The organism is Falsirhodobacter xinxiangensis (assembly GCF_004959935.1).
Classification (GTDB): domain Bacteria; phylum Pseudomonadota; class Alphaproteobacteria; order Rhodobacterales; family Rhodobacteraceae; genus Falsirhodobacter; species Falsirhodobacter xinxiangensis.
Map to the genome: position 1 here is coordinate 204,340 of NZ_SMYN01000006.1, position 24,320 is coordinate 228,659.

A 24,320-nucleotide genomic window follows, 5' to 3' on the forward strand; every position below is an offset into this window, starting at 1 on the left:
CGCTTGCGCGGCACTCTTTCAGACGCGTTCCAGCGCGATGGCGATGCCTTGGCCGACGCCGATGCACATGGTCGACAGCGACCTCTGTCCCGGCGTTAGCTGCAAGGCCGCCGTCCCCGTGATCCGCGCGCCGGACATGCCCAGCGGGTGGCCCAGCGCGATGGCACCACCGTTCGGGTTCACGCGGGCGTCGTCGTCGGCGATCCCCAACGCCCGCAGGGTCGCAATGCCCTGCGCCGCGAAAGCTTCGTTCAGCTCGATCACCGCGAAGTCCTGCTGCGACAGACCAAGCCGCGCCATCAGCTTCTGCGATGCGGGCGCAGGGCCGAAGCCCATGATGCGCGGTGCAACGCCAGCCGTAGCCCCGCCCAAGACCCGCGCAATGGGGGTCAGGCCGTGCTTCTTCGCCGCCGCCGCGCTGGCAAGGATCAGCGCCGCCGCGCCGTCGTTCACGCCCGACGCGTTCCCAGCCGTGACCGAGCCGTTCGGAAACAGCGGCTTCAGCTTGGCCAACGCCTCGGCGGTGGTTGCGCGGGGATGTTCGTCCTCGGTCACGACCAGCGGATCGCCCTTGCGCTGCGGGATGGTGACGGTGGTGATCTCCTGCGCCAACCGGTCGCGCGCAGCCGCCGCCTTTGTCTGCGAGGCCAGCGCCATCGCGTCCTGCGCCTCGCGGGAGACGCCGAAGTCGTCGGCCACGTTCTGCCCGGTCTGCGGCATGGAATCGACGCCGTAGGCCGCCTTCATCGCGGGGTTCACGAAACGCCAGCCGATGGTGGTGTCATGGATTTCCGCCGCGCGGGAAAAGGCGCTTTCGGCTTTCGGCATCACGAAGGGCGCGCGGGACATGGATTCCACGCCGCCCGCGATCATCAGATCGGCCTCTCCCGCCGCGATCGCCCGCGCCGCCGTCAGCACCGCATCCATGCCCGAGCCACACAAACGGTTGATGGTGGTGCCCGTGACCCCCACCGGCAGCCCCGCCAGTAGCGCCGACATGCGCGCGACGTTGCGGTTGTCCTCGCCCGCCTGATTGGCGCAGCCGAAGATCACATCGTCCACCGCCCCCCAATCGACGCCAGCGTTGCGGGTCNATCGTCCACCGCCCCCCAATCGACGCCAGCGTTGCGGGTCATCAGCGCGCGTAGCGGGATCGCCCCCAGATCGTCTGCCCTGACCCCCGACAGCGCCCCGCCATAACGCCCGATCGGCGTGCGGATGTAATCGCAGATGAAGACGTCCATGCTCAGACCTCCGGCACGTTCAGATCGACCACGTTCTCCGCAATCAGCGGCGCGCCGGTCAGCGATTGCAACTCGTCAAGGCTCATACCCGCCAGCTTCTCGCGCAGCACGAAGCGGCCCTCCACGATGTCCACCACGGCAAGGCTGGTATAGACGCGGGTGACGCAGCCCACCCCCGTCAGCGGGAAGGTGCAAGCCTCCACCAGCTTCGGTTGACCATCCTTTGTCACATGTTCGGTGATGACCGCGACCTGCTTCGCGCCATGCACCAGATCCATCGCGCCGCCCACCGCAGGCACGCCTTTGGACCCCACGCGCCAATTCGCCAGATCGCCATTCTGCGCCACCTGATAGGCGCCAAGGATCGCCACATCCAGATGCCCGCCCCGCACCATCGCGAAACTGTCGGCATGGTGGAAGAAGGACGCGCCCGGTTTCAGCGTCACGGCGCGCTTTCCGGCATTGATGAGGTCCCAGTCCTCCTCGCCTTCGCGCGGGGATTCGCCAAAGTTCAGCAGCCCGTTCTCGGTGTGATAGACGACCGTGCGACCCTCGACGCTGTAGCGCGCCACCATTTCGGGGAAACCGATCCCGAGGTTCACGTAAGAGCCATCGGCGATGTCCTGCGCCGCGCGCCACGCGATCTGAGCGTTGGAGAGTTTCATCAATGCACCGCCCCCTCGCGGATCAGGATTTCCTCCTGCTGCGGGTTTTTCACCTCGACCACATGGTCCACGAAGATGCCGGGGGTGACGACCTGTTCGGGGTCGATCCCGCCCGGCTGCACCAGTTCGGACACCTGCGCGATGGTCGTGGCGGCGGCCATGCACATCAACGGGCTGAAGTTCCGCGCGGCAAGGCGATAGGTCAGGTTGCCCATCGTGTCGCCGAGGTGCCCTTTCACCAGCGCAAAATCGGCCTTCAGCCATCGTTCCTGCACGTAGGGCTTGCCGTCGAACTCGGCCACGGGTTTGCCTTCGGCCAGTTCCGTCCCGAACGAGGTCGGCGTATAGAAAGCCGGAATCCCTGCCCCGCCCGCGCGGATGCGTTCGGCCAAGGTCCCTTGCGGCACCAGCTCCAACGCGACGCGGCCCTCCAAATAGGCCTCGGTGAACGCGCGCGGATCGGACGAGCGTGGGAACGAGCAGACCATCTTGGCCACCATCCCCGCGTCGATCATCGCCGCGATGCCGATGCGCCCGTTGCCCGCGTTGTTGTTCACGACAGTCAGCTTTGCCGGGCTGCCCGTGGCGCGGAAACGGTCGATCAATGCGTGGATCAGCTCGATCGGTGCGCCGGAGCCACCGAAGCCGCCGATCATCAGGGTCGCGCCGTCCGGAATATCCGCGACAGCGGCGGCCAGGGACGGGATCGTCTTGTCCATGATGTTTCTCCTTGTTGCATCATGGCTAGGTCCGCCCCCGATGGACTGCAACGCTTTTGTGCGCTATGTTATCTTTGTTCGTTATTCGCACAGGAATGGCATGGAAAAACGCGACACGATGGGTGGTCTTGCCAAGGGACTGCGAGTGATCGAGGCGTTTTCGGCGGAGAAGCCGCGCCTGACGATCACCGAGGCGGCGGCGCGTGCAGACCTTGACCGTGCAACGGCGCGGCGCTGTCTGCTGACGCTGGCAGAGCTTGGCTATGCGGCCTTCGACGGCAAATTCTTCACCCTCACGCCGCATGTGCTTCGGCTTGGCACCGCCTGCCTTGCCACCATGCCGCTGCCGGGGCTAGTGCAGCCTTGGCTCGATCAACTGTCGGACATGGTTGGCGAAAGTTCGTCCGTCTCGATCCTCGACCGCAGCGAGATCGTCTATGTCGCGCGAGCGGCGCAGAAAAAGGTCATGTCCATCGCGTTGATGCCCGGCAGCCGCCTGCCGGCCTTCTGCACCTCGATGGGCCGGGTCTTGCTGGCTGCCCTTCCCGAAACCGAAGCGCGGTCGCGTCTTGGCATCCTCGCGGCCCGCACCCCCCACACGTTGACCGACCCTGACGCCGTGATGGCCCGCATCGCGGCCGCGCGGGCGGACGGCTATGCGCTGATCGATCAGGAGGTGGAAATCGGCCTGCGCTCCATCGCCGTGCCGCTGATGGACTCGCATGGGCGCGTCGTTGCGGCGATGAACCTTGGCCTTCCGGCGACTCAGGCAAGGGTCGAGGATCTGGCCGAGCGGTATCTGGGCGCGCTTCGGGTGATACAGGCGGAACTTCGCAAGGTGCTGACCTGATCGGTCAGTCCCTGATCGGCCCCACCATCCGCGACAAGACCCGGTCGCGCATCCAGAACTGGTGGAAGCAGGCCATCCCGGCATGGCCTGCGATCATGGCCAGCAGCGCCCAGCCCAACTCGCCATGGGCGAGGTCGGCGGCGCGGATCATCCACGGGATTTCCGTGCCCGTCTCGGGAACGATCTGCACGCCCCAATGATGCCAACCCTTGCCCGAGCCATAGGCCCGCAGCAACCCAAGCAGGGGGATCGCCAGCATGATTGCGTAAAGCGCCGCGTGGAACGCGCGGGCCAGCCAGCCCAGCGGCGGGCGCCCGCCACGCTGGCGCAAGGACCAGATCAGACGCGGCAGCGTCAGCGCCAGCAGCATCAATCCGACCGAACCGTGCGACGGGCCAAACGATGCGATCCGGTCCAGCAGGGGCGAGCCGCCCGTCAGCCCATAGCCGGCGAGGATGAGGAACTGCCACAGCAGAAGAACCGCCGCGCCCCAGTGAAGGATACGCGACGCCCGCCCGAACCGCGCCGCGCTGTCATGCCATTCGCCTGTCGCCACATCGCATCCCCTACGAAATTCGTCGGGTTCTGTGGCATCGCATCGGCCCGAGCGCAAGGCGTGAAGGGATGGCGCGGGCCGGGGCCCTTCGGCTCAGCCTGCGCACCTGTAGGTGACGTCGAACGCGAATGTGGACGCTTGCGTCATGGAGACCAGTGACGCGGTCTTGCCGGATTTCGCACATTCCGCCGCTGCCAGCGTGTCATACCTTGGCGGCGGGGTGGTGCGGGTGGCGTCGATCAGGCCACGGATGACGACCTGCTCCCCATCGCTTTTCAGGATGCGAACGGGTTCGGAGGTTCCTTGTTCGGCACAAGCGGCAAGCGCCGCAAGGATCGGGAGCATCAGGAGTGTCAGGCGCATCATTGGTCCTTTTTCGTTCGTGTCAGGCATCAGAACCGCCATGTCGCCCCCAGAAGGGGACCGGCCACGATCACGTCCAGATCGGTGCCGCCGCTGCGGTAATCGACGGCGAGCTGGCGATAGCCGACGGATAGCCAGAGGCGCTCGCTTGCCTGATAATTGACGGTGGCAAGGATCTGGCTGGTGTTTTCGGAGCCGACGCCGAAGCCGCCGACATCGGCGTAGAGAATTGCGGACCATTGCGGGGCCAAGGCGAAATTGGCGCGCAATGCGACGATGGGGTCCACGAAATCCTTGCTGACCGATGCCCGCAGCACGCTTGTCACGCTGCCGTCGATGCTCCATGCCCGCGCTCCGGCAAGTGCGTCCAGCGTCAGTTCGTCGTTGGTCACCACCCGCCAGCCGCCCAGAAGCGTGATCGAGCGCTGCGTCAGCTTTCCCTCGGCCGGGAAGCCGGGCCCCACGCGACCCGCGCGGGATGACGACGACCAGCTGAGATCGCCCATGAACACGACCCGTTCGCGCCGCACCAAGCCCGACAGGAAGAACGCGCCGTCGGAATCCTCGATGACTTCGGAAATCGACTTGTCGAAAGAGATGCCCGGCGCGCCGGTGAACGGGGTGATGTCGCCGCCAAGACCAACCCCCCAGACATAGGGCGTGACCTGCGCCGACCAGTCCTGCGCCGCTGCGGGCAGGGCCGTGACAAGCAGCAATGCGCAGGTCCGGATCATGGCGCCGCCCCCAGCGTATCCTTGAACACGCGGCCCCCTTTCATGATCAGCCGCAGGTTCGCCGTGTCGGTGACCCAATCGAGGCTCGCTTCGGCATCGCCGTCGATGACCAGCAGATCGGCCAGCGCCCCTTCGGCCACCACACCCAACCGCCCGTCATAGGGCGCGCGGGCACCCGAAAGCGCCAGCAGATCGCCCGCCGCCCCTGCGCCTCGCCACCGCCGTAAAGGATATCGGTGCCGAAGGCCCAGTTCACACCGTGCTTTTCGGCGAACTCGAAGGCGCGAACCGTGCCCTCGGCCACGGTCCGCTGCGCGGCGACGGCCTTGGGATCGGTGTAGGTATTGGCGTCCTTGTCGGCAAGGAAGGGCTGGATCGACCACCAGGTTCCATTGTCGGCCATCATGCGCACGGTGTCCTCGTCCGCCAACTGCCCATGTTCGATCGACCGCACCCCCGCCGTGATGCAGCGCCGAATGCCTGCCGAGGTATAGACATGCGCGCAGACATAAGTGCCCCAATCGCTGGCGGCATCAACGGCGGCGCGCATCTCGGCCTCGGTGAACTGAAGCGATTCCAGCGGATCATAGGCCGAGGCGACGCCGCCCCCTGCCGAGATCTTGATCTGGCTCGCGCCCTTCATCAACTGCTCGCGCGTGCGCCGCAGAACTTCGGGCGCGCCATCGGCCAATGCGGTCATCCCTTGGCGCGTGGCGTAATCCGCCGGGTCCGAAGGCATCATCGGAAGACTGTTCTGGAACCGGAAATCGCCGTGCCCCGAGGTTTGCGACAGGATCGCCCCGGACGGAAAGATACGCGGCCCCGTCACCACGCCGCGATCCACCGCCGCCTGCAAGCCAAAGGCCGGGCCGCCCACGTCACGCACGGTGGTGAAGCCGCGCATCAGCGTATCGCCCGCTTCCTTGCCGGCCATCAGGTGAACGAAGCCGATATCCTGCGTCAGCGCGGCGATCTGGCTGATGGCGGCCAGCGTCGTGTGCCAATGGCTGTCGATCAGGCCGGGGATGACGGTGCGGCCGCCGCAATCGATCCGTTCTGCATCGGCCGGGCCCTGCCCCACAGCCGGAAGCGCCGCGATGCGGTCACCGTCGATCAGAATGTCCATGCCGCTTTTCAGCACCGGATCATGGCCGTCGAAGAACCGCAGATTGGTCAGAAGCAGAGGCCGCCCGGCCGCCTGCGCGCGGACCGGAGCAAGGCCGAACCCCGCGAACATACCCACGACCGCCGCCATTCCGCCGATCATCTGGCGGCGGGAGATATCCGCTTCGATCCGGCGCATCGCAGCAAGGGTATCGGGGCTTCCGCAATGGCAGAACTGCAGTTTTCCGGGCGCGGTTTCGAAGCAGACACGGCACATTCCATATCTCCCACTCGGTCACGTCACCGTGATGGCGGGAAATGCCCTTGTCAACGATTAGTCGTTCCGCGTCTGAAGATGCGCGCGCAGCCGGGAAATGTCGGACGGCTCCCAACCCTGCGGTGGCATCACTTCCATCCATGGCGCGATATGGTCGGTGAAGGCATAGAGATGCCCGTGACCCATCGGGACGGCCAATGCGATGGCCATGTCGAAGCCCTGCTGAAGAAAGCTGATGATCGGATACCAGCGCAGTTCGCGGGAAACGTCGGGACCGCGCGGTTCCTCCATCCAATCGGGTTTGCGAAACGCGCTGTCGGATCTGAAGAATACGATCGGATCGCTGGCATATTGCAGATACACGATCCGCATCCGCCCCCATTCCGCGGCGCCGTCCAGCCCATCCGTGCCATTCGTGAACCGCACCATCTGCCCCTGATCCAACTTTGGCAGCCATGCCGGTGATCCGGGTTCGCGTTCCGCTGTCAGCGTCTGCCAAAGCGGGCTGACGAAGGGCGGGCCGACCCAAAGCGCGCCCGAGACCGGCTCGTCGATGATCTCGTGCAGCCGCATCGATTGCTGCGAGCTGTAGGCGCCAAGGCTCAGGCCATAAAGGAACAGTTCCGGGCGCGTCGCCTCGGGCAGCTGTTTCCACCGCGTATAAACCGCGCTGAACAGCGCGCGGCCCGCTTCGGTCGAATATTCCGGCTCTACCAGCAGCGACAGCCAGCTTTGCAGATAGGAATACTGGATCGCCAACGTCGCGACATCGCCACGTTGCAGATATTCCAGCGTTTCGAACGCGGCGGGGTCCATCCAGCCGGTGCCCGTGGGCATGGCGATCACCAGATGGCTGCGATCGAACCCACCGATGCGCTCCAGCTCTGCCACGGCCAAAGCGGCACGCTCCGCCGGTTCCTCGGCGGCATTCAGGCCGACATAGACGCGCACAGGGTCGATCGCCTCCAGTCCGGTCACCTGCCGGATACGATCCGCACGGATCGCGCCGCCGATGAAGTTGCGACCCTCGCGCCCCAGATCCTCCCACGAGATCAGGGACGCGGCGCTGCCCGTGGACATGGGATCGGCGGGCGCGGCCAGATCCGGCTCGATCACCGCATCCAGCGCCTGCGCGGAACTGTCGGCGATGCGAAGGAAACCGCTGAACAGAACGCCGTTGCCAAGAAAAGTCACGATGCCCAGCACCAGCGCAAGCCCGATGATCCGCGCCAGACGGGGCCGGACATAGCGCCCAAGCCGCAGCGAGACGCGCTGCCACAGGATACCCAGAAGCTTGCCGGACCCGACGAGGATGATCGCCGTTCCCGCGGCGATCGCCCCGATCAGGATCGGCAGCGCGGTCGGAACGGGCGCGATGCCCATCGCCTCGCGGATCGCATTCTGCCAGTCCGCCGCCTTGACAAGGAACGTTGCCGCCGTCAGCACGCAAAGCGACCCCGACACGACGAAAAGCTTGCGCGACAGCCATGCCCCCGGCACCGGCAGCTGGACATAGAGCCACAGCCATTTCAGAAGCAGCGCGATGCCATAGCCCGCTGTGAAGCTGACCCCCGCAAGAACCCCCTGCACCAGATCGCTGCGCGGGATGAGGCTGGGGGTCAAAGATGCCGCCATGAAAAAGGTGCCGACGATCAAGCCGATGCCGGAGACGCGTGCAGCCACGGCACCGAAAACTTCTTGCCAGTTGCCCATAACACGCTTGCCCCAGGAACGCCGTTCGGTTGGCAGACCATGGCCGATCGGGATGGAACTGCAAGAGCGATTGCGGACTCGCCCGCATCGTCGGCTGTTTCCATCGGTCAAAAGCAACAAGCCGCGGCAAGAACTGCCCCGGCTTTCCCATTCGCATTTCCGTGTCGTTACGTTTGGCGGTGACGTGTCCGCATCGCCAGCAGGCCAATGGCCGAAAGCAGCGCCGGGGCCGGAAGCGGAACGGGGGCGACGGCATAGGGGTCCGTCCAGCCAAGCGAGAAGGCGCCGTTGCCGTTGCCGAACAGCGATGGGCCCGCACATTCGCCAATCACCCGCAGGATGAAGTTCGCAAGGTCGAGGAAATCTGCGAACGCACTCGCCGATGATCACGAATCCGAACGGCCGGACCTGCCTCATTCGGACCATGGACGTCTTGCCTGCGCAAAGGGCGAGGCGGGCGGATCGCCCGCCTCCATCCGTCAGGCAGCTTTGCGGCGACGCGACAGACCTGCGACAGCAATGAGGCCCGTGCCCAGCAGGACGATCCCGGCCGGCAGCGGCACCGGCGCGGGCGAGGCGACGGCAAACCCGTCCAACGCACCGAAATCCGAAGGCGCGTCACTGATAAGATAGGCGTTCACCCTGCCCAAGGCATCGGCGGTCAGGTCGATCTGGTAAAGGCCGGTGGAGAATCCGGTCGACAGCAGCGCCAGCGCCTGATTGTCGCCCTCGGCCAGCGACAGGATGTCGAAGCCACCTGCGCTGGTGAAGTCGAACGCCTTGCCGTCGACGAACAGGCTGCCGATCGTGGTCAGCGTGCCGGCATTGTTGGCAAGGATCGCCAGCGAGTCCCACTGGCTATCCAGCACGAACTGCACGTTCGCCGTCGGATTGGCGACCGCGTTGGTATAGGCATTGGCGAAAACAGACGGGTCGTTGCCCTCGTTCACGTCACCGGCCGCATAGGCCAGATCCATGATCCCGGCGGCTTCACCTGCAATATTGGGTGGGGTGTTCTTGGGGAAGAAAACGCGGTTCTCGTCCGCGGTGGTGACGATCCGTGCAGCATCCAGAACGTTGTTGAAATCAAAGCCGAGCGAGTCGGTCGAGGTCCGCTCGGCAGCGCCCGCAGTAACGACCGCAGTTGCGATGCCCGAGGCGACGTCGACCGTATAGACCGTATCATTCACGTCGCTGTATCCATACATGGATCTGTTCGATGGCCGGAACGCCAGAGAGCTTAGCGAAACGCGCGCGCCCGAGGCGTCGGTGATTGCCTGTCCGGTGGCTATGCCGGGCGTGTTCAGGTCTTGCATGGTCACCAGAGTGGTGCCGTTATTGCCCAGCGCATACCCCGTTGCGCCCGAAGGGACCGTCGCCGCCGAAGCCGCGCTTGCAACAAATACGGACACTGCACTGCCCAAAAGAGCGGTGTATAGCTTCATGAGGATTTCTCCGATTACTGGTTAAAGGCCGTCAGATCGTACTGCGTTCTGACGCACGAAATTGTAGCTCGGTCAAAGCGTTAAGGAACTTTTATGTTTTTGGACGCAGGTGCATCCAAATCGAATTTTGCGGTGTTTAGAGTCGGGTCTTCAGCATGTTGATCGCGTCCCGACCCCTTTGCCAGCCAATCATGACTGCGACACGCCACTGTAGGGGTCGCGCAAGATGAACGATCTTCATCCCATTCTTCTGCGCGCTCAAGCACGGCGGCATTTCGGGAAGCCCGTTCTTCTCTGGCCCCACCTGCCATCCGACATTGCCGTGCGTGCGGGCTCGGGCCCCGAAGATCATTGGCATTCTGAATGAGCACAAGACAGACGCAAAGTGTGCTGACCTCTGAGGGCACCTTCTATGCTTGGAAGGCGAAGTATTCCGTGATGACGGCGTCCGGGGCCAAACGGCTGGACGCGGTCACGGATGAGAATTCCGAGCTGAAGCGGTTATTGGCCGATCAGATGCTCGACATCCGCCCCTCAGGTTCCAGTTTAGTAGCGCGGGATACAGTCATTTTTTCGCGCGTGGCTTACCCGTGGTCGATCAACCGTTTGGTTATCACGTCCCCTGCAATTGGTTCTGCTGCGAGGAGGTCAGCTCGCAGCTGCGCCTTTCGACTGCACATGGACATTGCCGGGCTCGGTCAGGATGGCCCAGACAATCCGGGCCACTGTGCCAGCCTCCCAAGGCGTGGTTTGCGCGGTTGAGATGCAGAAGGCATGATCTCGCGCCGTGGGATCAGCCGCCGCACGTGACGGTTTCCACGCTCGCTGATGCCCATCAGGGTCTGCTTGCCCCCGATTGAATGCACTGCCGAAACGAATCCCAACCATGCGGCCCAGATCGCGCCTTCTTGAACTGCCGACCGTCACCTCCGCCAGCAACAAGCGCGGTTGCCGCAATGCCCAGACTGATGACAAGCCCGCTGACAGCCTCGTGTGCGCTGGCCTAGGCCTCCTTCGCGACGATGGGCAGGTCATCCGCTCGCGGCAGCGATCAGCCCGCGGGTATAGTCGGTCTGCGGTCGCCTCCAAATCGACAGGTGATCGTTCTCTTCGACCACGCGGGCGTTTCGCATGACGACCACGCGGTCCGAGACGAATTGCACCACCGCAAGATCGTGCGAGATGAACAGGCAGGAAAAGCCAAGCTCCGCCTTCAGGTCCGACAACAGGTTCAGGATCGTCGCCTGAACCGAGACGTCCAGCGCCGAGACCGGCTCGTCGCAGATCAAGACCGAAGGCCGCATGACAAGCGCGCGGGCGATCCCGATACGCTGGCGCTGCCCGCCCGAGAATTCGTGGGGCATCCGGTCTGCGGCGGCGGCGGGCAGCCCGACCTGATCCAGCACTTGCCGCACCTTCTTCGCGCGTTCCGCCGAGCCAAGGCCGTCATGCACAGCCAGCGGCGTTTCAAGGATATAGCCGACCGAATGGCGAGGGTTCAGCGAGGCATACGGGTCCTGAAACACCATCTGCACCCGCCGGCGCAGATCGCGCAGCGCCGCGCCGCGCGGATGGGTCACGTCCTGCCCGTCCAGCTCGATCCGCCCCGAGGTTGCGGTGACAAGCTGTGTCAGCGCCCGCGCCAAGGTCGATTTGCCGCTGCCGGATTCCCCGACGAGGCCAAGGGTGCCGCCTTTGGGGATCGCGACCGACACGCCGTCAAGCGCCGTGACCGGCCCCCGCGCGGTCTTGTAAGTGACGGTCAGATCATGCGTCCGCAGGGCGATCCCGTCATCCGGCACAGCGGCGACGGGCGCCGGGCGCCGGACCACGCTGAAGGCATAATCGCCCGCATCGCGCGTGACCCGGATCTCCGGCAGACGCGAGCTGCGGTAATGCTGATCCCGATCGAGCCGGAGCGACGCCGAGACCAGCCCGCGCGTGTAAGGGTGATGGCCGCTGGTGAACAGATCCTTCGCCGCAAGTTCTTCCATATGCTGGCCGTGATGCATGATCACGGCGCGATCGGTCCAGCGCGAGACGACAGACAGATCGTGGCTGATCAGCAGCAGGCCCATCCCCAGTTCGCGCCGAAGCTCGTCCAGAAGCGAAAGGATCTGGTGCTGGATCGTGGCGTCCAGCGCCGTCGTCGGCTCGTCCGCGATCATCAGTTCGGGGCGGGAGGCTATCGCCATGGCAATCATCACGCGCTGGCGCTGTCCGCCGGAAAATTCATGCGGGAAATCGTCGATCCGGCGGGCGCTGTCCGGCATATGGACCATATCCAGCAGTTCCAGCGCCCGTTTGCGCGCGGCGGGCTTGTCGATATCCGCGTGCTGGCGGATCGCCTCGACGATCTGCGCGCCGATGCTGTGCACCGGATTGAGCGAGGTCATCGGTTCCTGAAAGATCATCGAGATGCGGTTGCCGCGCACCCGCCGCATCTGCGGCTCGGACAGCGAAAGCAGGTCGGTCCCGTCCAGAAGCACACGGCCCCGCAGCCTGGCCGCCGGTGGCAGAAGCCGCATCACCGAAAGGGCGGTCGTGGACTTGCCACAACCGCTTTCACCCACCAGCGCGACGGCCTCGCCCTTTGCCAGCGACAGGTCCAGCCCCGCGACGGCATCGTGATCGCCGAAGCGGACGCCAAGGTTTTCGATCTTCAGAAGGGTCATGCGCGGAGCCTCGGGTTCAGGATGCGGGTCAGGCGATCGCCCAGGAAGTTCACCGCAAGGACGGTCAGGATGATCGCGATGCCGGGAATGGCCGACAGATACCATTCGGTGCGGATTTGCGTGCGCCCTGCCCCGATCAGGCTGCCCCAGGTGACGGTATTCGCATCGCCAAGGTTGAGGAAGGATACCGCGCTTTCGATCAGGATGCCGTTGGCGATCAGCACCGATGTCGCGACGATGAGCGTTGGCAGCGCGTTGGGCAAAATCTCGATGAACACGATGCGGAACGGGCCGTAGCCAAGCGCGCGGGCCGCCAGCACGAAATCGCGGTGACGCAGGGTGATGAATTCCGCGCGCGCCAACCGCGCAACCATGGGCCAGGAGGCCAGACCGATTGCGACCACGATCAGCGTCAGCGACGGGTCGCTGATCGCCAGCAGCACGATGACCAGCAGCATCGTCGGCATGGTCTGGAAAATCTCGGTCACGCGCATCAGGATCAGGTCGGTCCTGCCGCCAAGATACCCCGCCGCCGCCCCGATCAGCGTGCCGAAACCGAGGCACAGCGCGGCAGAGGAAATCCCGACCAGCAATGTCGCCCGCGCGCCGTGGAACAGCCCCGCCGTCAGATCGCGCCCGAGCGAGTCCGTCCCCAGCGGAAACGCAGGATCATCCAGCGGCCAGAGGTAGGGCATCGCGACCATGTCCAGCGGATCACCGGGAAAGAGCCATGGCGCGCTGATCGCCATGACCGCAACGGCCAGCAGCACCAGAAGCGGAAGCAGAAGAAACGGATCGCGCAAGGGCCGGCGTTTGGGTCGCGCGCGCAGGGGGTGGTCGATGACCGTCATGCCGAAACCCTCGGATCAAGCCGTGCGACCAGCCAGTCGATCAGGATGTTCGCCGCGATCACCACCACCGATGTCATCAGCAAGATGCCCAGCAGCACGCTGATATCGCGCGAGGCAAGCGCCCCCATCGTCAGACGGCCAAGGCCGGGCCAGTTGAACACCGTCTCGACCACGACCGCGCCGCCGACGAGATTGCCGAAATGCAGCCCCGCCATCGTGACGACCGGGATCAGCGCATTGCGAAGGCCATGGCGGAATTGCAGGCGCAGGGGATGCAGCCCTTTGGCCCGGGCGGTGCGGATGAAGTCCTGGTGCAGCACCTCCAGCATGGCGGCACGGGTCAGGCGGGCATAGATGGCAACGAAGAAGGCTGCCAGCGCCGAAGCCGGAAGGATCAGGTGATGAAGCCGATCCGCCACCAGTGCCCAGCCGGTCAGGTCGGCGCCGATGGTCTCGGCTCCGCCCAGCGGGAACAGGTTCAGCTTGGCCGAAAACACCACGATCGCCATCAACCCGACCCAGAAGCTGGGCGCGGAATAGAGGAACAGCACCCCTGCCGAAAGCGTGCGGTCCTGCCAGCGGTCCGCAAAGACCGCCATCGCCCAGCCTGCCGCGACCCCGATCACCAACGCGATGGTGAACGCTGTGGCCGCCAGCAGCAGCGTGGCGGGCAAGCGGTCCACGATTACATCAAAGACCGGCGCGCCATAGCTGATGGAATGCCCGAAATCCAATGTGAACACCCCCGCGGCATAGCGCGCAAGCTGCACGCCCAGCGGATCGTCAAGCCCATATGCCGACCGCATCGCCGCCACCGTTTCCGCCGATGCTCCGCCGGATATGCCCGCCAGCGCGTCCACCGCGTCGCCGGGCATCAGGTGCAGCATCAGAAAGCTGACGATCACGACCCCCACCATCGTCGGGATCGCGTGAAGGGCAGCGCGCCGGATCATGCGCGCACGGCCAGACGGCGCAGCGATCCGTCATAGGCCCCTTCGGCCCCGGAGGTGTGCCCCTCGATCCGGGTGTTGGCGATGGTCAGCCATGTCGGTGCGACAAGAGGGAAGTTCGGCACGTCGCGCGCGACGATGCGCTGGACCTCGTGCCACGCCTCAATCCGGGCGGCGCGGTCGGTGCTGGTCGCGGCGGCTTCCAGCAGCGCGTCCACTTCGGGGTTCTGGTATCCGGTGCCGTTCGAGAATGCGACGCCCTTGATGATGTTCTTGGACCAATACAGCCGCTGAACCCCCACCTGTGGGTCGAACAGGTTGGAGATCGAGGCGAGGTGCAGTTGATACGCCTGATCGCCATAGATGCGGGCGATCAGGGTGCCCATGTCCTGCCCGCGCAGCTCCAGCGCGATGCCCGCGCGGGACAGCGAGGCGCGCAGGAACTCGCCCACCAGTCGCTGATCCTCGCTGGTGTAGTCCAGCGTCAGGGTCACGCCGTCCGGATGCCCCGCCTCGGCCAGAAGGGCCTTTGCCGCGCCCAAATCCAGCGCATAGGGGCTGGGATCGGCCAGATGGAAGTCCTTGTGATAGGGAACCACGGCGGAGGCCGAGGGCGTCGCGCGGCCATAGAAGACGATCTTGGCCAGCGCCTCGCGGTCGATGGAATGGGCGATGGCTTGGCGCACGCGCAGGTCCGACAGGATCGGATCGCGCAGGTTCGCCTCGACGATGGTGATATTGGGCGGAGAATAGGTGTAGCCCTGCGGCTCCAGCACGATATGCTCCAAATCCTCCAGCCCCTCCAGATCGCGGAAGGGAACGGGGGTGCGCACGCCGATATCGACGTCGCCCGTTTCGAACGCAATGGTGCGGGCCGCGGCATCGGTGATGAAGCGCACCACCAGCCGGTCCACGCGCGGCAGGTCGGCGTCCCAATAGTTCGGATTGCGGTCGAAGATCAGGTGGCTGCCGCGCACCCATTCCTTGAAGACATAGGGACCGGTGCCGATGGGCGCGGTGTTGTTGGGATGGGTCAGCGGGTCCGCATCCTCGGCGTAAAGATGCTTCGGCACGATGGGGGACTCGCCCGATGACAGCGCGGTCAGCAGGAACGGCGTCGGCTTTTCCAGCCGCAGGATGACGGTATGCGGGTCCGGCGCCTCGAACGCGGTGATATGCGCGAAGGTGGAACGGTTGCGCGGGTGCAGGCGCTTCATCGTCTCCAGCGAGAATGTCACGTCATCGGCGGTGAAATCATTCCCGTCATGCCATTTGACGCCCTGCCGCAACCTGAAGGTATAGGTCAACCCGTCCTCGGCCACATCCCATTCGGCGGCCAGAAGCGGGCGCGGGGTCAGGTCGTGATCGAATTCCAGCAGCCCTTCGGTGGTCTTGGCCGACCAGATCGTGCTGGAGGTGTTGACGAACGCCAGAAGCACCGGCGTTTCGGTGGCCGCGACGGCTGTGACGGTGCCGCCACCCCCCGCCGCCAGCGCGATGCGCGGCAGAAGGGCGGTCAGCGGAAGTCCGGCGAGTCCGGCAAGAAGGTCGCGTCTTTTCATGGCTCGTATCCATAGATGTCCCGTGCCGCCTGGGCCGAGATGAGTTCGTTTTCCAGATCGCGGCGCACGGCAGCGCGGTCGCGCTCTCGCGGATCGCCCATGCCCCCGCCGCCGGGCGATTGCAGGACCAGCCGTTCGCCGGGCGCGATGTCGTGAAGCTGCTTCACCGTCAGATCGCGGGTCGCGGCCCGAACGCTGCCCAAGGCTCCGTCATGCCCGCCCGCTGCCCCGCGCGGTGGAAAGCGCAGCCGTTCGAGGTTGTTGCCGAAGATGAACGTCTCGGGGATGCCGTTCTCGATCTCGATGATCTGGCCAAGGCCGCCGCGATGCTGACCGGGGCCGCCGCTGTCCTGCCGGTATTCCTTGCGCCAGACGGTGACGGTGGACATGCTCTCGAAAATCTCGACCGAGCCCCCGCGCACACCGCTGGGAAAGCCGGTGGCCGACAGCCCGTCGCGGAAGGGCAACGCGCCCATGCCGCCGGTGGTGACGACGCCGACCCGGAACTCATCACCGAAGACCGGCGGGCTGGTGCGGGGGCCGCGGGCGTTGATGTTCCACAGAACGCCCGCCCCTTCGGCCGGGATGCGGTCCGGGATCGCCTGACGCAGGCAGCCGAAGATCAGGTCGGGCAGCATCAACCCCATCTGCGCGCGCGAGATCACCGCCGCAGGCTTAAGCGCGTTCAGGATCGACCCTTCGGGCGCAAAGGCCGTGCGCGGCGCAAGCGATCCGGCATTGTTCGGGATGTCCTTGATGACCGCGACGCCAAGGGCATAGCTGGTATAGGCCAGCGTATAGCAGAACGGCACGTTGAAGTTCCGCTTCGTCATCGGGGCCGAGCCGGAGTAATCGACATGGATGCCGTCATCGGCGATGGTCAGCGCCGCCTTCAGCACGATCGGCTCGTCCATGCCATCCAACGCGATCTCGGACCGCCACGTGCCCTTGGGAAGCGCCGCGATCTTCTTCAGCACGCCTTGGCGCGAGGTTTCGATGATGTGTTCCGCCAGCTCGTCCAGCTCGGTCAGGCTGAACTCCTCCATCATCTCGCGCAGGCGGCGGCAGGCGATTTCGTTGCAGTTCAGCAGGGAATAGACGTCGCCGATGGTTTCGACCGGCTGACGCGTATTGGCGCGGATCACGGCCATCAGCGTCTCGTCCACCACGCCTTCGCGGACAAGGCGCACGATGGGCAGATACAGCCCCTCCATGAACACGTCGGTCGAGGAGGTCCAGTCCGCCATCCCGCCGATGTCCAGCACATGGCTGTTGCAGGCGGCGAACCCGATCAGGCGGTCCCCGGCGAAGCAGGGTGTCGTGACCGAGATATCGTTGGTGTGCCCGGTGCCCATCCACGGATCGTTATGAATGAATACATCCCCGGGTTTCATCGTGTGCAGCGGGTGATGCGCGATGACATGTCCGACCGCCAGCGCCATGGAGTTGATGTGACCCGGTGTGCCGGTCACGGCTTGCGCCAGCATCCGCCCCTGCGCGTCGAACACGCCCGCCGCAAGATCGCCGGATTCGCGCACGATGGTGGAAAAGGCGGTGCGCTGCAGAACCTGCGCCTGTTCCTCGACAACGGCCAGTAGGCGGTTCCACATGATCTGGCGGTCGATCAGTCCGATCTTGCCGTGAAATGTCATGCTGCTGCTCCCTTGCGGTCGAGGACGATGGAGCCTGCCGCGTCGATCCATGCGTCGAAGGCGGCGGTGACGAAGGTGGTGGTCTCGGCCTCGGCGATAAGGGCGGGGCCGGACAGGGTCGAACCGGGGGAAAGCGCCGCCCTGTCGTAAAGATGGACGTCGCGCCATGCGCCCGCGCGCCCGTCGAAGATGCGGGTGCTGCCGCCGGGGCGGGCTGGGATGCGGGTCGTGACCGGCGCGATGGCCTTGGGGCGGTCCTGTGCCGTCGCCGCGCTGACGGACCACGCCAGGATTTCGATGGCGGCATTCGGGATGCGGCGCCCGAAATGGGCCTCGTAAGTCGCCTCGTATTCGGCGCGGATCGCATCGCCATCGGCGTCCGTCAGCGCGCGCAGCGGCAGGGAAACGGCGATCTCGTGCCCTTGGCCGACATAGCGCATGAAGGCAATCCGCGTCTCCTGCGTGGGCGCGCCTTGGGATGCGGGTTCGACCCATGCGCGGATCTCGCGGCCGACCTCGTCCAGCACCGCGGTTGCGGCGACGGGATCGAACCGGTCCAGCCGCTGATATGCGCTGCGGACGATCTCCAGCGCGACGGGCGCGGCAAGGAAGCCGACAGCCGAGCCGACACCAGCGTTGGAGGGGATGATCACCCGCGGCACGCCGATCTTCTCGGCCACGCGGGCGACATGCAGCGGGGCCGCGCCGCCGAATGCGATCATGGTATGATCCGAGGCATCGACGCCCCGTTCCACCGTATGCGCCCGGGCGGCGCTGGCCATATTCTCGCACACCACCTCATAGACCGCATGGGCGGCGGTTTCGTCATCCAAGCCCAGCGGCGCGCCGATCGCTTCGCGCAATGCCGCCCGCGCCTTTTCGGGATCGAGCGTGATTGCCCCCCCGGCGAAACCATCGGGCCGGATCAGGCCCAGCGCCACATCGGCATCCGTGACAGCAGGACGAGCGCCTCCAAGTCCATAGGAGGCGGGACCGGGCACCGAGGACGCGCTTTCCGGCCCGACGCCGATGCGGCCCAGATGATCCACACCGGCCAGCGATCCGCCGCCCGCGCCGATCTCGACCAATTCGATCACCGGAATACGCAGCGGCAGGCCCGACCCTTTGAGGAACCTGGCGGCGCGGTCCACCTCGAACAGGCGGGCGGATTCCGTGCGGAAGTCGCGGATCAGGCTGACCTTGGCGGTGGTGCCGCCCATATCGAATGCGATGACGCGCCGCTCGTCCAGCCGCGCGGCAACCTCTGCAGCAAAGACCGCCCCGCCCGCCGGACCGGATTCGACCAGCCGCACGGGAAACGCCCGCGCCGTTTCGATGGAGGTCAGCCCCCCGCCCGAAGTGATCAGCGCAAGCGTTCCGACAAAGCCCCTTTCGCGCAGTTCCTGTTGAAGCCGCCCCAGATATCCGTCGATCAAAGGCTGGACATAGGCATTCGCGACCGTCGTCGAGATACGTTCATATTCGCGAATCTCGGGGCAGACGTCCGACGAAAGCGAGATCGCCAGACCGGGCACCATCGCCCGCAGGATTTCGCCCGCGCGCTGCTCATGCTTTGGATTGGCATAGGCATGCAGGAACGCGATGGCGAGGCTCTCGACACGCTCCGCCCTCGCCCGCTCCGCAATCGCATGCAGCGCAGGCTCATCAAGCGGCAAAAGCACCTTGCCGCGCGCGTCGATACGTTCCGCCACCGTCAGCCGCAGAGGACGCGCGACAAGCGGGGCAGGACGATCCAGCGCCAGTTCGTATTGATCGTAACGGCTTTCGGTCCCGATCTCCAGAACGTCGCGAAAGCCTTTCGTGGTCAAAAGCGCCGTCCTCGCGCCACGGCGTTCGATGATCGCATTGGTGGCAAGGGTGGTTCCGTGCACGAAGCTTGCGACATCCCGAAGGCTCCGCCCGGCAAGCGCGAGGATTTCGGCCACGCCCTGCATCACCCCCTTTTCGGGAGCGGCGGGGGTCGTGAGGACCTTTGCGGTCCAACGGCTATCGCCTTCTTGAAGAACGATATCGGTAAAAGTGCCGCCGACATCCGACGAGAGGCGTAAGGAAGACAAGTTCTGATCCTTCGTTTCAAAGGCGCGCACAGGCGCTTCGGATCGAAAGTCTACGTCTTCGGTCAGGCTCAGAGCGATAGAAGCCTTTCCTGTTTTGCCATCGCCCGGCGCGCTGGTTCCGCCCCGACAGGCACGGGGAAAGAACTCTCGTTCTCCGGCCGGTCAGAGGTGCGATCCAAGGCCGATCAGGGAGGTTCGGGGCGACAACCGGATGCTGACGGCGCCCCGCCGTGATCGGCAAAGCGGAGGTCGGGGCCGAGCCCCGGAAAATCCAGGACCCTCCATCGCGAGCTAACGGGCGCTGCCGGCACGGAATTGATCAAGGCTGGCCGCAACCCGATTGGCACAGGGGGGCGGCGTCGCCCCCTCTCATAGTCCCTAGGCCGCGATCCGCCGTGCCCTCAACATCTCGATCGCCCGGTTCTCGATCTTTTCGATCTCGAAGGTCCATTCGCCGATGATCACCGCCTCACCGGTCTCCGGCAGGCGTCCCAGCGACCACAGGACATAACCTGCCAGCGTGGAATAGCGTTCGGCCTCGTCTCTGAAGTCCGTCTCCAGCAGGTCACCCGCGCGGCGGATGTCGATCCAGCCGCTGAAGTGCCAAGACCCGTCTTCGGCCTGCTCGGCCAGCAACGGCTCCTCTCCCTCCTCCGGGAAGTCGCCTGCGATGGCCTCCAGGATGTCGGTCGGCGTTGCGATACCCTCCAACGCGCCGAATTCGTCCGGGATGACGGCAAGCTGCACGGGAGAGGTGCGAAGCTGTTCCATCAGGCGCACCACATTCAGGCTTTCATGCACGATCAAAGGTTCGCGGACGGAGTTGGCAAGGTCGATCCTGCCTGCCGTCAGCAAATCGCGCAGAAGGTCCTTGGCCAGCGCGGCACCGACGAAGTTCTCCAAGCCGCCGCGCGCCAGAAGGAAGCGCGAATGGCCTTGGATCAGGATCTGCTCGCGCAAGGTATCCTCGTCCGCGTTCAGGTCCAGCCAGTCGATCTCGTTCCGGGGGGTCATCACCGATGTTGCGGGGCGGTCGGCCAGTGTCAGGACGGAACGGATCATGTCCTTCTCCTCGCGGCCAAAGATCGACTGCTCCTCGACCTGCTTGGCCATCGTATCGGCGGCTCCGCCAAGGTCCTCGCCCCGCGCGCCGCCCAGCATCCGCAGGACCGCCCCGGCGGTGCGGTCGCGCAGATCGCCCGTGGTCAGCACCCGTTCGCGGTTGCGGCGGGCAATCTGGTTCAACGCCTCGATCCCGACCGAGAAGCCGATGGCGGCATAGAGATAGCCCTTCGGGATGTGGAAGCCGAAACCCTCGGTGATAAGCGAGAAACCGATCATCATCAGAAAGCCGAGGCACAGGATCACCACGGTCGGGTGGCGCGACACGAATGCCATCAACGGTTTTGCCGACAGCATCATGACGCCCACGGCGACGATGACGGCGATCATCATCACAGACAGATGTTCGACCATTCCCACCGCAGTGATGACGCTGTCGAGCGAGAAGACCGCATCCAGCACCACGATCTGCACGAGCAACTGCCAGAAGACGGCGTGGACGGGGTTGGCTTGCTTGTGGTGGGACGCGCCTTCCAGACGCTCGTGCAGCTCCATCGTGCCTTTGAACAAGAGGAACAGGCCCCCGAAGATCAGGATCAGGTCGCGCCCCGAGAAGGGATGCCCGAAGATGCTGAACAATGGCTCGGTCAGCGTCACGATCCATGCGACGGAGGCCAGAAGGCCCAGCCGCATGACCAGCGCCAGCGTCAGGCCGATCATCCGCGCCTTGTCGCGCTGGTGCGGCGGCAGCTTGTCCGCCAGCACGGCGATGAACACGAGGTTGTCGATGCCCAGCACGATCTCCAGCACGATCAGCGTGGCAAGGCCAGCCCACGCGGCGGGATCGGACATCCATTCGAAAAGCACGGCGGTCTCCTATGAGGACAGGCGCAGGAAGAACTGCGCGATGAAGTGAAGCGTCGCGATCGTCGCGCCCGAAAGCAGGACGATGCAAAGGACCGAGGCCGCCCAGCCGATCAACACCCAGATCCCGTCGCGGGCGATGGCAGCCAGCGCCAGCACGCAGATGCATGCGGCGGGCGGGATGTTTCCCAGCGGGATCGGCAGGACGAGGATGAAGGCAAGGACCAGGCACAGCCCGCCGGTGACGCGCGATGCCACCCCTTCGGTCACAGGTTCGAAGCGCGGATGCATGATCCGCTCGAACCGTCGCAGCACCGGGGTCGCGCGGGTGGCGATGGCGGCGAACAGGCTGCCCGAAAAGCTGCGCCGCAGGATCGCCTGCGGAAAGACCGGCCCCCTGTCGCGGATAAGCGCGACGGACAGATAAAGCATCGGCAGGCCCAGCACCGCAGACGATCCGGGCGGGTTGGGCAGGATGTTCAGTATCCCGAAGATCAGCAGCAGCGCCTGCGTCGCCCGGCTGCCGAACCAGTGGATGAGATCGGACAGGCTGACACGATCGCGCCCCTCGGCAGCGAAACGGTCCAGCAGGTCGGAAAGCGGGAGGCGACTTCGGTCTTCCTCCGACGCCCCGGAGGGCGGGTGGTCATCGGAAATTACGTCTTTCATTCGCCCTCGTCATCGAAATCCTCGAAGCCGCCTAGGGACATCCCCGCCATGGCGTTACCCAGATCGGCCCGGCTCTTGCACGCGATTACAGCCGTCAGAGTTTCGATGCGCTTGAGGGCCTGTTCCTGCCTGACGGTCTGCGTCATGTCATGGGGGCAAGGGCTGGCGTGCGACGGTCTCGCGGATGCATCGCGGGTCCGCAGCCGCGTCTCGCCCTCCGGTCGTACCGGTCCATAGCGGCCCCTCATCTGGACGATCGCAGCAGTTCGGCGGCGGCGATCAGGGTGTCGGCCGGGGCGTGCGACCCAAGGACATGGGCGATCCCGCCATCTATGAACCACGCGAGGTTCAGATCTTCGAAACTGGTCGATCCGAAACCGTCGGCCCCAGCTGTGCGGACAAGAAACAACGACATGCGGCCCTGATGAGGGGTGTCGAAGATCATCTCCAGCCCTGGGCCCTGCGGCGAGGGAAATATCTGAGCGTCGCGAGGCACCCATTCGTCCGGGATGCCGGGTGCGACTAGGCCGGTCAGCGCGCGGATTTCTACCGGATCGAACTCGGCCTCGGGCTGCGAGGCCATCGACAGGCGCAGCAGGCTGGCTTCCCGCGCCGCCAGCGCACTTTCGACGAAGGGTGGCGGGGGCGGCGCAGCGAACCCCTCGCGCACGCCGACCGGCCCGAAGGCGATCCACAGCGCGAAAATCGACGCCGCCGCCGCCATCGCCGGAACGCCAAGCCCGAACCAGCGCGGCGCCAGGGCCCGCCCGAGTTCCTTTGCGCGCTGACCGTCGCCCACCCTGCCCCCGGGCAAGCCCAGCGCCAGCTTCAACTCTGCCTTCAGGCGCAGTTCGTCCATGACACGCGCCGCCTCGGCCGGATGGAGGGCCAGCCATCCTTCGACCGCCATGCGCTGCCAAGGGTCGAGCTGGCCATCGACATAAGCGTCCAGATCGTCGCGGTTCACATCAGCCGGCATCCTTGCCTCCGATCAAGCGCAGGTTGGTCTTCTCGCCCGCCTCGAAGGCACGCAAGGTCGCGCGGGCACGGCTGACCCGGGCCATCAGCGTCCCCTGCGGAACGTGCAGCAGCGCCGCCGCCTCGACGTAGCTCAACTCTTCGACGGCGATCAGATGAAGCGCCTCGCGCTGGTCGTCCGGCAGTCGGAAGAATGCGGACCGAAGCTGGGACAAGCGCAACGCCTCCTCCTGCATCCCCGAAGCCTGCGGCTCCAGCAATGCGGCGTAATCCGCCTCGCGCCGTTCGCGCGCATTCCGGGCGCGGGTGCCGTCGATGAACGCATTGTGCAGGATCGACAGAAGCCAGCCGAGCAAGGGCCTTTTGCGATCCAGACTGGCCTGACGCTCATGGGCACGCAGGAACGCTTCCTGCAAAAGATCTTCTGCCATGCCCTCGTCACGCGTCAGCACGATGGCATAGCGGCGCAGGCGGGGCATATGGGTCAGGATTTCGCGGCTTGGTCTTGGCATGTCGATATGTATACGAAGCCGCGCAGCGAGTCCTTGCAGGCCGGCAGAAGATTATTCTCGATCGGGAACGCCGCCCGCCAGTTTCAACTGCCCCGAAAGCAGAAAGATATAAGCCGCAAGTTCGACCGCTTCTTCGAGGATCTGATGGTCCCCCGGCCAAGCGCCAAGGTCGAGCCCCATATGCCCCTCGGACGCGGTCGAGATCAGCATCGCCGCGGCGAAAGCGAAGAAGTCGAACAGCGGCAGGCTGCCGTGCCGCCACGCACGCTTGAATGCCGCAATCGGGTCAGAGGTCGCAAAGGCGATAACGGCCACGATCAGGGCAAGGGCCACGATCGGTGTCACGGCGGGCCGATACCAGAGCAGCGACGATGAAAAGCTTGGCCCGTAATGCGTCATGCCCACCGGATCGAGGAACACCGCGCCCCAGCTCAACTCGCGCGCGACGAGGATGATCCAGAGCACACCCGCCGCGATCCAGAGCCGCCGCACACCAGCATCGTCCCGGCGATACAAAAACGCCGACAGGAACGCCGCCGCGATCAGGACGGCGACTTGCGCATTCTCCAGCAGACCGTTTTCCCAGCTGATCCTGACGGGCGCATGCAGGCTCAGCGCCCATGCCGCAACCAACATCACGACGCCGGCGCCGCGGATCGCCTGCACTCCTGCGGCGCTGTGCAGGCTGGTATGGTCCGGAAAACTCATCGGCGGCTACTGAGGAGTGCCGGGATTTATACGTAAATCGCGCGAAAGCAAAGCAGGCCGACACGGAAGCTTCATCAATATGTCGCCGC

At 65.2% G+C, this 24,320-nt stretch carries 22 protein-coding genes and 2 pseudogenes; 2 read left to right on the forward strand and 22 right to left on the reverse strand.

What is annotated here, in order from left to right:
* Nucleotides 1-18: 18 nt before the first annotated feature.
* The 3 genes and pseudogenes from E2K76_RS09930 to E2K76_RS09940 all read right to left on the reverse strand — a co-directional run bounded on the left by E2K76_RS09930 (nt 19) and on the right by E2K76_RS09940 (nt 2,628).
* Nucleotides 19-1,244: pseudogene (locus tag E2K76_RS09930) on the reverse strand (thiolase family protein).
* Between the two features lie 2 nt (nt 1,245-1,246).
* On the reverse strand, nt 1,247-1,909 hold the full coding sequence (locus E2K76_RS09935) for a 3-oxoacid CoA-transferase subunit B (RefSeq protein ID WP_136684143.1): 663 nt from the start codon (nt 1,907-1,909) through the stop codon (nt 1,247-1,249).
* Nucleotides 1,909-2,628, reverse strand: a complete 720-nt coding sequence (locus tag E2K76_RS09940; RefSeq protein WP_136684144.1) for a 3-oxoacid CoA-transferase subunit A — start codon at nt 2,626-2,628, stop codon at nt 1,909-1,911. Before E2K76_RS09940 ends, E2K76_RS09935 begins: the two co-directional genes overlap by 1 nt.
* Before the next feature lie 100 nt (nt 2,629-2,728).
* Between E2K76_RS09940 and E2K76_RS09945 the strand changes: the two genes are divergently transcribed.
* Nucleotides 2,729-3,478: an IclR family transcriptional regulator domain-containing protein gene (locus E2K76_RS09945; RefSeq protein WP_136684145.1), complete on the forward strand. Its 750-nt coding sequence runs from the start codon at nt 2,729-2,731 to the stop codon at nt 3,476-3,478.
* 4 nt (nt 3,479-3,482) lie between these two features.
* Here the strand turns inward: E2K76_RS09945 and E2K76_RS09950 are convergent, their stop codons facing one another.
* The 6 genes from E2K76_RS09950 to E2K76_RS09975 all read right to left on the reverse strand — a co-directional run bounded on the left by E2K76_RS09950 (nt 3,483) and on the right by E2K76_RS09975 (nt 9,670).
* Nucleotides 3,483-4,034: a cytochrome b gene (locus E2K76_RS09950; protein WP_136684146.1), complete on the reverse strand. Its 552-nt coding sequence runs from the start codon at nt 4,032-4,034 to the stop codon at nt 3,483-3,485.
* Between the two features lie 93 nt (nt 4,035-4,127).
* Complete coding sequence (locus E2K76_RS09955) at nt 4,128-4,397, reverse strand: hypothetical protein (protein ID WP_136684147.1); 270 nt, start codon at nt 4,395-4,397, stop codon at nt 4,128-4,130.
* Nucleotides 4,398-4,426: 29 nt separating this feature from the next.
* The gene (locus E2K76_RS09960; RefSeq protein ID WP_136684148.1) at nt 4,427-5,131 is read right to left on the reverse strand and encodes a porin family protein; all 705 of its coding nucleotides are present in this window, start codon (nt 5,129-5,131) and stop codon (nt 4,427-4,429) included.
* Between the two features lie 46 nt (nt 5,132-5,177).
* Nucleotides 5,178-6,512 carry a metal-dependent hydrolase family protein gene (locus E2K76_RS09965; RefSeq protein ID WP_246032933.1) on the reverse strand — a complete coding sequence of 445 codons (1,335 nt, stop codon included), beginning with the start codon at nt 6,510-6,512 and terminating at the stop codon, nt 5,178-5,180.
* 57 nt (nt 6,513-6,569) lie between these two features.
* On the reverse strand, nt 6,570-8,195 hold the full coding sequence (locus E2K76_RS20810) for an alpha/beta hydrolase (RefSeq protein WP_246032934.1): 1,626 nt from the start codon (nt 8,193-8,195) through the stop codon (nt 6,570-6,572).
* 509 nt (nt 8,196-8,704) lie between these two features.
* A complete protein-coding gene (locus E2K76_RS09975; protein ID WP_136684180.1) occupies nt 8,705-9,670 on the reverse strand; it encodes a DUF4394 domain-containing protein in 966 nt (321 codons plus the stop codon).
* A 356-nt stretch (nt 9,671-10,026) separates the two neighbouring features.
* On the opposite strand from E2K76_RS09975, the pseudogene E2K76_RS20815 reads away from it, so the two are divergent.
* Nucleotides 10,027-10,198 (forward strand): annotated as a pseudogene (locus tag E2K76_RS20815) (transposase); the annotation flags it as partial.
* Nucleotides 10,199-10,368: 170 nt separating this feature from the next.
* On the opposite strand, the gene E2K76_RS21115 reads toward E2K76_RS20815, so the two are convergent.
* The 13 genes from E2K76_RS21115 to E2K76_RS10040 form a co-directional block, all read right to left on the reverse strand.
* On the reverse strand, nt 10,369-10,536 hold the full coding sequence (locus E2K76_RS21115) for a hypothetical protein (RefSeq protein WP_350339342.1): 168 nt from the start codon (nt 10,534-10,536) through the stop codon (nt 10,369-10,371).
* A gap of 165 nt (nt 10,537-10,701) precedes the next feature.
* Complete coding sequence (locus E2K76_RS09990; protein WP_136684151.1) at nt 10,702-12,345, reverse strand: ABC transporter ATP-binding protein; 1,644 nt, start codon at nt 12,343-12,345, stop codon at nt 10,702-10,704.
* Complete coding sequence (locus E2K76_RS09995; RefSeq protein WP_136684152.1) at nt 12,342-13,196, reverse strand: ABC transporter permease; 855 nt, start codon at nt 13,194-13,196, stop codon at nt 12,342-12,344. The genes E2K76_RS09990 and E2K76_RS09995 overlap by 4 nt, the downstream gene beginning before the upstream one ends.
* Nucleotides 13,193-14,149 carry an ABC transporter permease gene (locus tag E2K76_RS10000; RefSeq protein WP_136684153.1) on the reverse strand — a complete coding sequence of 319 codons (957 nt, stop codon included), beginning with the start codon at nt 14,147-14,149 and terminating at the stop codon, nt 13,193-13,195. The genes E2K76_RS09995 and E2K76_RS10000 overlap by 4 nt, the downstream gene beginning before the upstream one ends.
* Nucleotides 14,146-15,708, reverse strand: a complete 1,563-nt coding sequence (locus tag E2K76_RS10005) for an ABC transporter substrate-binding protein (RefSeq protein WP_136684154.1) — start codon at nt 15,706-15,708, stop codon at nt 14,146-14,148. Before E2K76_RS10005 ends, E2K76_RS10000 begins: the two co-directional genes overlap by 4 nt.
* Nucleotides 15,705-17,360 carry a hydantoinase B/oxoprolinase family protein gene (locus E2K76_RS10010; RefSeq protein ID WP_136684155.1) on the reverse strand — a complete coding sequence of 552 codons (1,656 nt, stop codon included), beginning with the start codon at nt 17,358-17,360 and terminating at the stop codon, nt 15,705-15,707. Before E2K76_RS10010 ends, E2K76_RS10005 begins: the two co-directional genes overlap by 4 nt.
* Entirely contained in the window at nt 17,357-19,438 is a 2,082-nt protein-coding gene (locus E2K76_RS10015) for a hydantoinase/oxoprolinase family protein (protein WP_136684156.1), read from the reverse strand. The genes E2K76_RS10010 and E2K76_RS10015 overlap by 4 nt, the downstream gene beginning before the upstream one ends.
* A 378-nt stretch (nt 19,439-19,816) precedes the next feature.
* The gene (locus E2K76_RS10020; protein ID WP_136684157.1) at nt 19,817-21,367 is read right to left on the reverse strand and encodes a TerC family protein; all 1,551 of its coding nucleotides are present in this window, start codon (nt 21,365-21,367) and stop codon (nt 19,817-19,819) included.
* A gap of 9 nt (nt 21,368-21,376) precedes the next feature.
* A complete protein-coding gene (locus E2K76_RS10025; protein WP_136684158.1) occupies nt 21,377-22,033 on the reverse strand; it encodes an exopolysaccharide biosynthesis protein in 657 nt (218 codons plus the stop codon).
* The gene (locus E2K76_RS20320) at nt 22,030-22,179 is read right to left on the reverse strand and encodes a hypothetical protein (protein ID WP_169053259.1); all 150 of its coding nucleotides are present in this window, start codon (nt 22,177-22,179) and stop codon (nt 22,030-22,032) included. The genes E2K76_RS10025 and E2K76_RS20320 overlap by 4 nt, the downstream gene beginning before the upstream one ends.
* 98 nt (nt 22,180-22,277) lie before the next feature.
* Nucleotides 22,278-23,012 carry an anti-sigma factor family protein gene (locus E2K76_RS10030; protein ID WP_136684159.1) on the reverse strand — a complete coding sequence of 245 codons (735 nt, stop codon included), beginning with the start codon at nt 23,010-23,012 and terminating at the stop codon, nt 22,278-22,280.
* On the reverse strand, nt 23,002-23,523 hold the full coding sequence (locus E2K76_RS10035; RefSeq protein WP_136684160.1) for a sigma-70 family RNA polymerase sigma factor: 522 nt from the start codon (nt 23,521-23,523) through the stop codon (nt 23,002-23,004). Before E2K76_RS10035 ends, E2K76_RS10030 begins: the two co-directional genes overlap by 11 nt.
* A 51-nt stretch (nt 23,524-23,574) precedes the next feature.
* Nucleotides 23,575-24,231 (reverse strand): hypothetical protein, encoded by a 657-nt coding sequence (locus tag E2K76_RS10040; RefSeq protein WP_136684161.1) that lies wholly within the window; start codon nt 24,229-24,231, stop codon nt 23,575-23,577.
* Between the last annotated feature and the right edge of the window lie 89 nt (nt 24,232-24,320).

Bases quoted from the DNA above. Each gene is read 5' to 3' on its own strand.
- E2K76_RS09935 (WP_136684143.1), bottom strand. From the start codon at position 1,909: ATGAAACTCTCCAACGCTCAGATCGCGTGGCGCGCGGCGCAGGACATC.
- E2K76_RS09940 (WP_136684144.1), bottom strand. From the start codon at position 2,628: ATGGACAAGACGATCCCGTCCCTGGCCGCCGCTGTCGCGGATATTCCG.
- E2K76_RS09945 (WP_136684145.1), top strand. From the start codon at position 2,729: ATGGAAAAACGCGACACGATGGGTGGTCTTGCCAAGGGACTGCGAGTG.
- E2K76_RS09955 (WP_136684147.1), bottom strand. From the start codon at position 4,397: ATGCGCCTGACACTCCTGATGCTCCCGATCCTTGCGGCGCTTGCCGCT.
- E2K76_RS09960 (WP_136684148.1), bottom strand. From the start codon at position 5,131: ATGATCCGGACCTGCGCATTGCTGCTTGTCACGGCCCTGCCCGCAGCG.
- E2K76_RS09965 (WP_246032933.1), bottom strand. From the start codon at position 6,512: ATGTGCCGTGTCTGCTTCGAAACCGCGCCCGGAAAACTGCAGTTCTGC.
- E2K76_RS09975 (WP_136684180.1), bottom strand. From the start codon at position 9,670: ATGAAGCTATACACCGCTCTTTTGGGCAGTGCAGTGTCCGTATTTGTT.
- E2K76_RS09990 (WP_136684151.1), bottom strand. From the start codon at position 12,345: ATGACCCTTCTGAAGATCGAAAACCTTGGCGTCCGCTTCGGCGATCAC.
- E2K76_RS09995 (WP_136684152.1), bottom strand. From the start codon at position 13,196: ATGACGGTCATCGACCACCCCCTGCGCGCGCGACCCAAACGCCGGCCC.
- E2K76_RS10000 (WP_136684153.1), bottom strand. From the start codon at position 14,149: ATGATCCGGCGCGCTGCCCTTCACGCGATCCCGACGATGGTGGGGGTC.
- E2K76_RS10005 (WP_136684154.1), bottom strand. From the start codon at position 15,708: ATGAAAAGACGCGACCTTCTTGCCGGACTCGCCGGACTTCCGCTGACC.
- E2K76_RS10010 (WP_136684155.1), bottom strand. From the start codon at position 17,360: ATGACATTTCACGGCAAGATCGGACTGATCGACCGCCAGATCATGTGG.
- E2K76_RS10025 (WP_136684158.1), bottom strand. From the start codon at position 22,033: ATGAAAGACGTAATTTCCGATGACCACCCGCCCTCCGGGGCGTCGGAG.
- E2K76_RS20320 (WP_169053259.1), bottom strand. From the start codon at position 22,179: ATGACGCAGACCGTCAGGCAGGAACAGGCCCTCAAGCGCATCGAAACT.
- E2K76_RS10030 (WP_136684159.1), bottom strand. From the start codon at position 23,012: ATGCCGGCTGATGTGAACCGCGACGATCTGGACGCTTATGTCGATGGC.
- E2K76_RS10035 (WP_136684160.1), bottom strand. From the start codon at position 23,523: ATGCCAAGACCAAGCCGCGAAATCCTGACCCATATGCCCCGCCTGCGC.
- E2K76_RS10040 (WP_136684161.1), bottom strand. From the start codon at position 24,231: ATGAGTTTTCCGGACCATACCAGCCTGCACAGCGCCGCAGGAGTGCAG.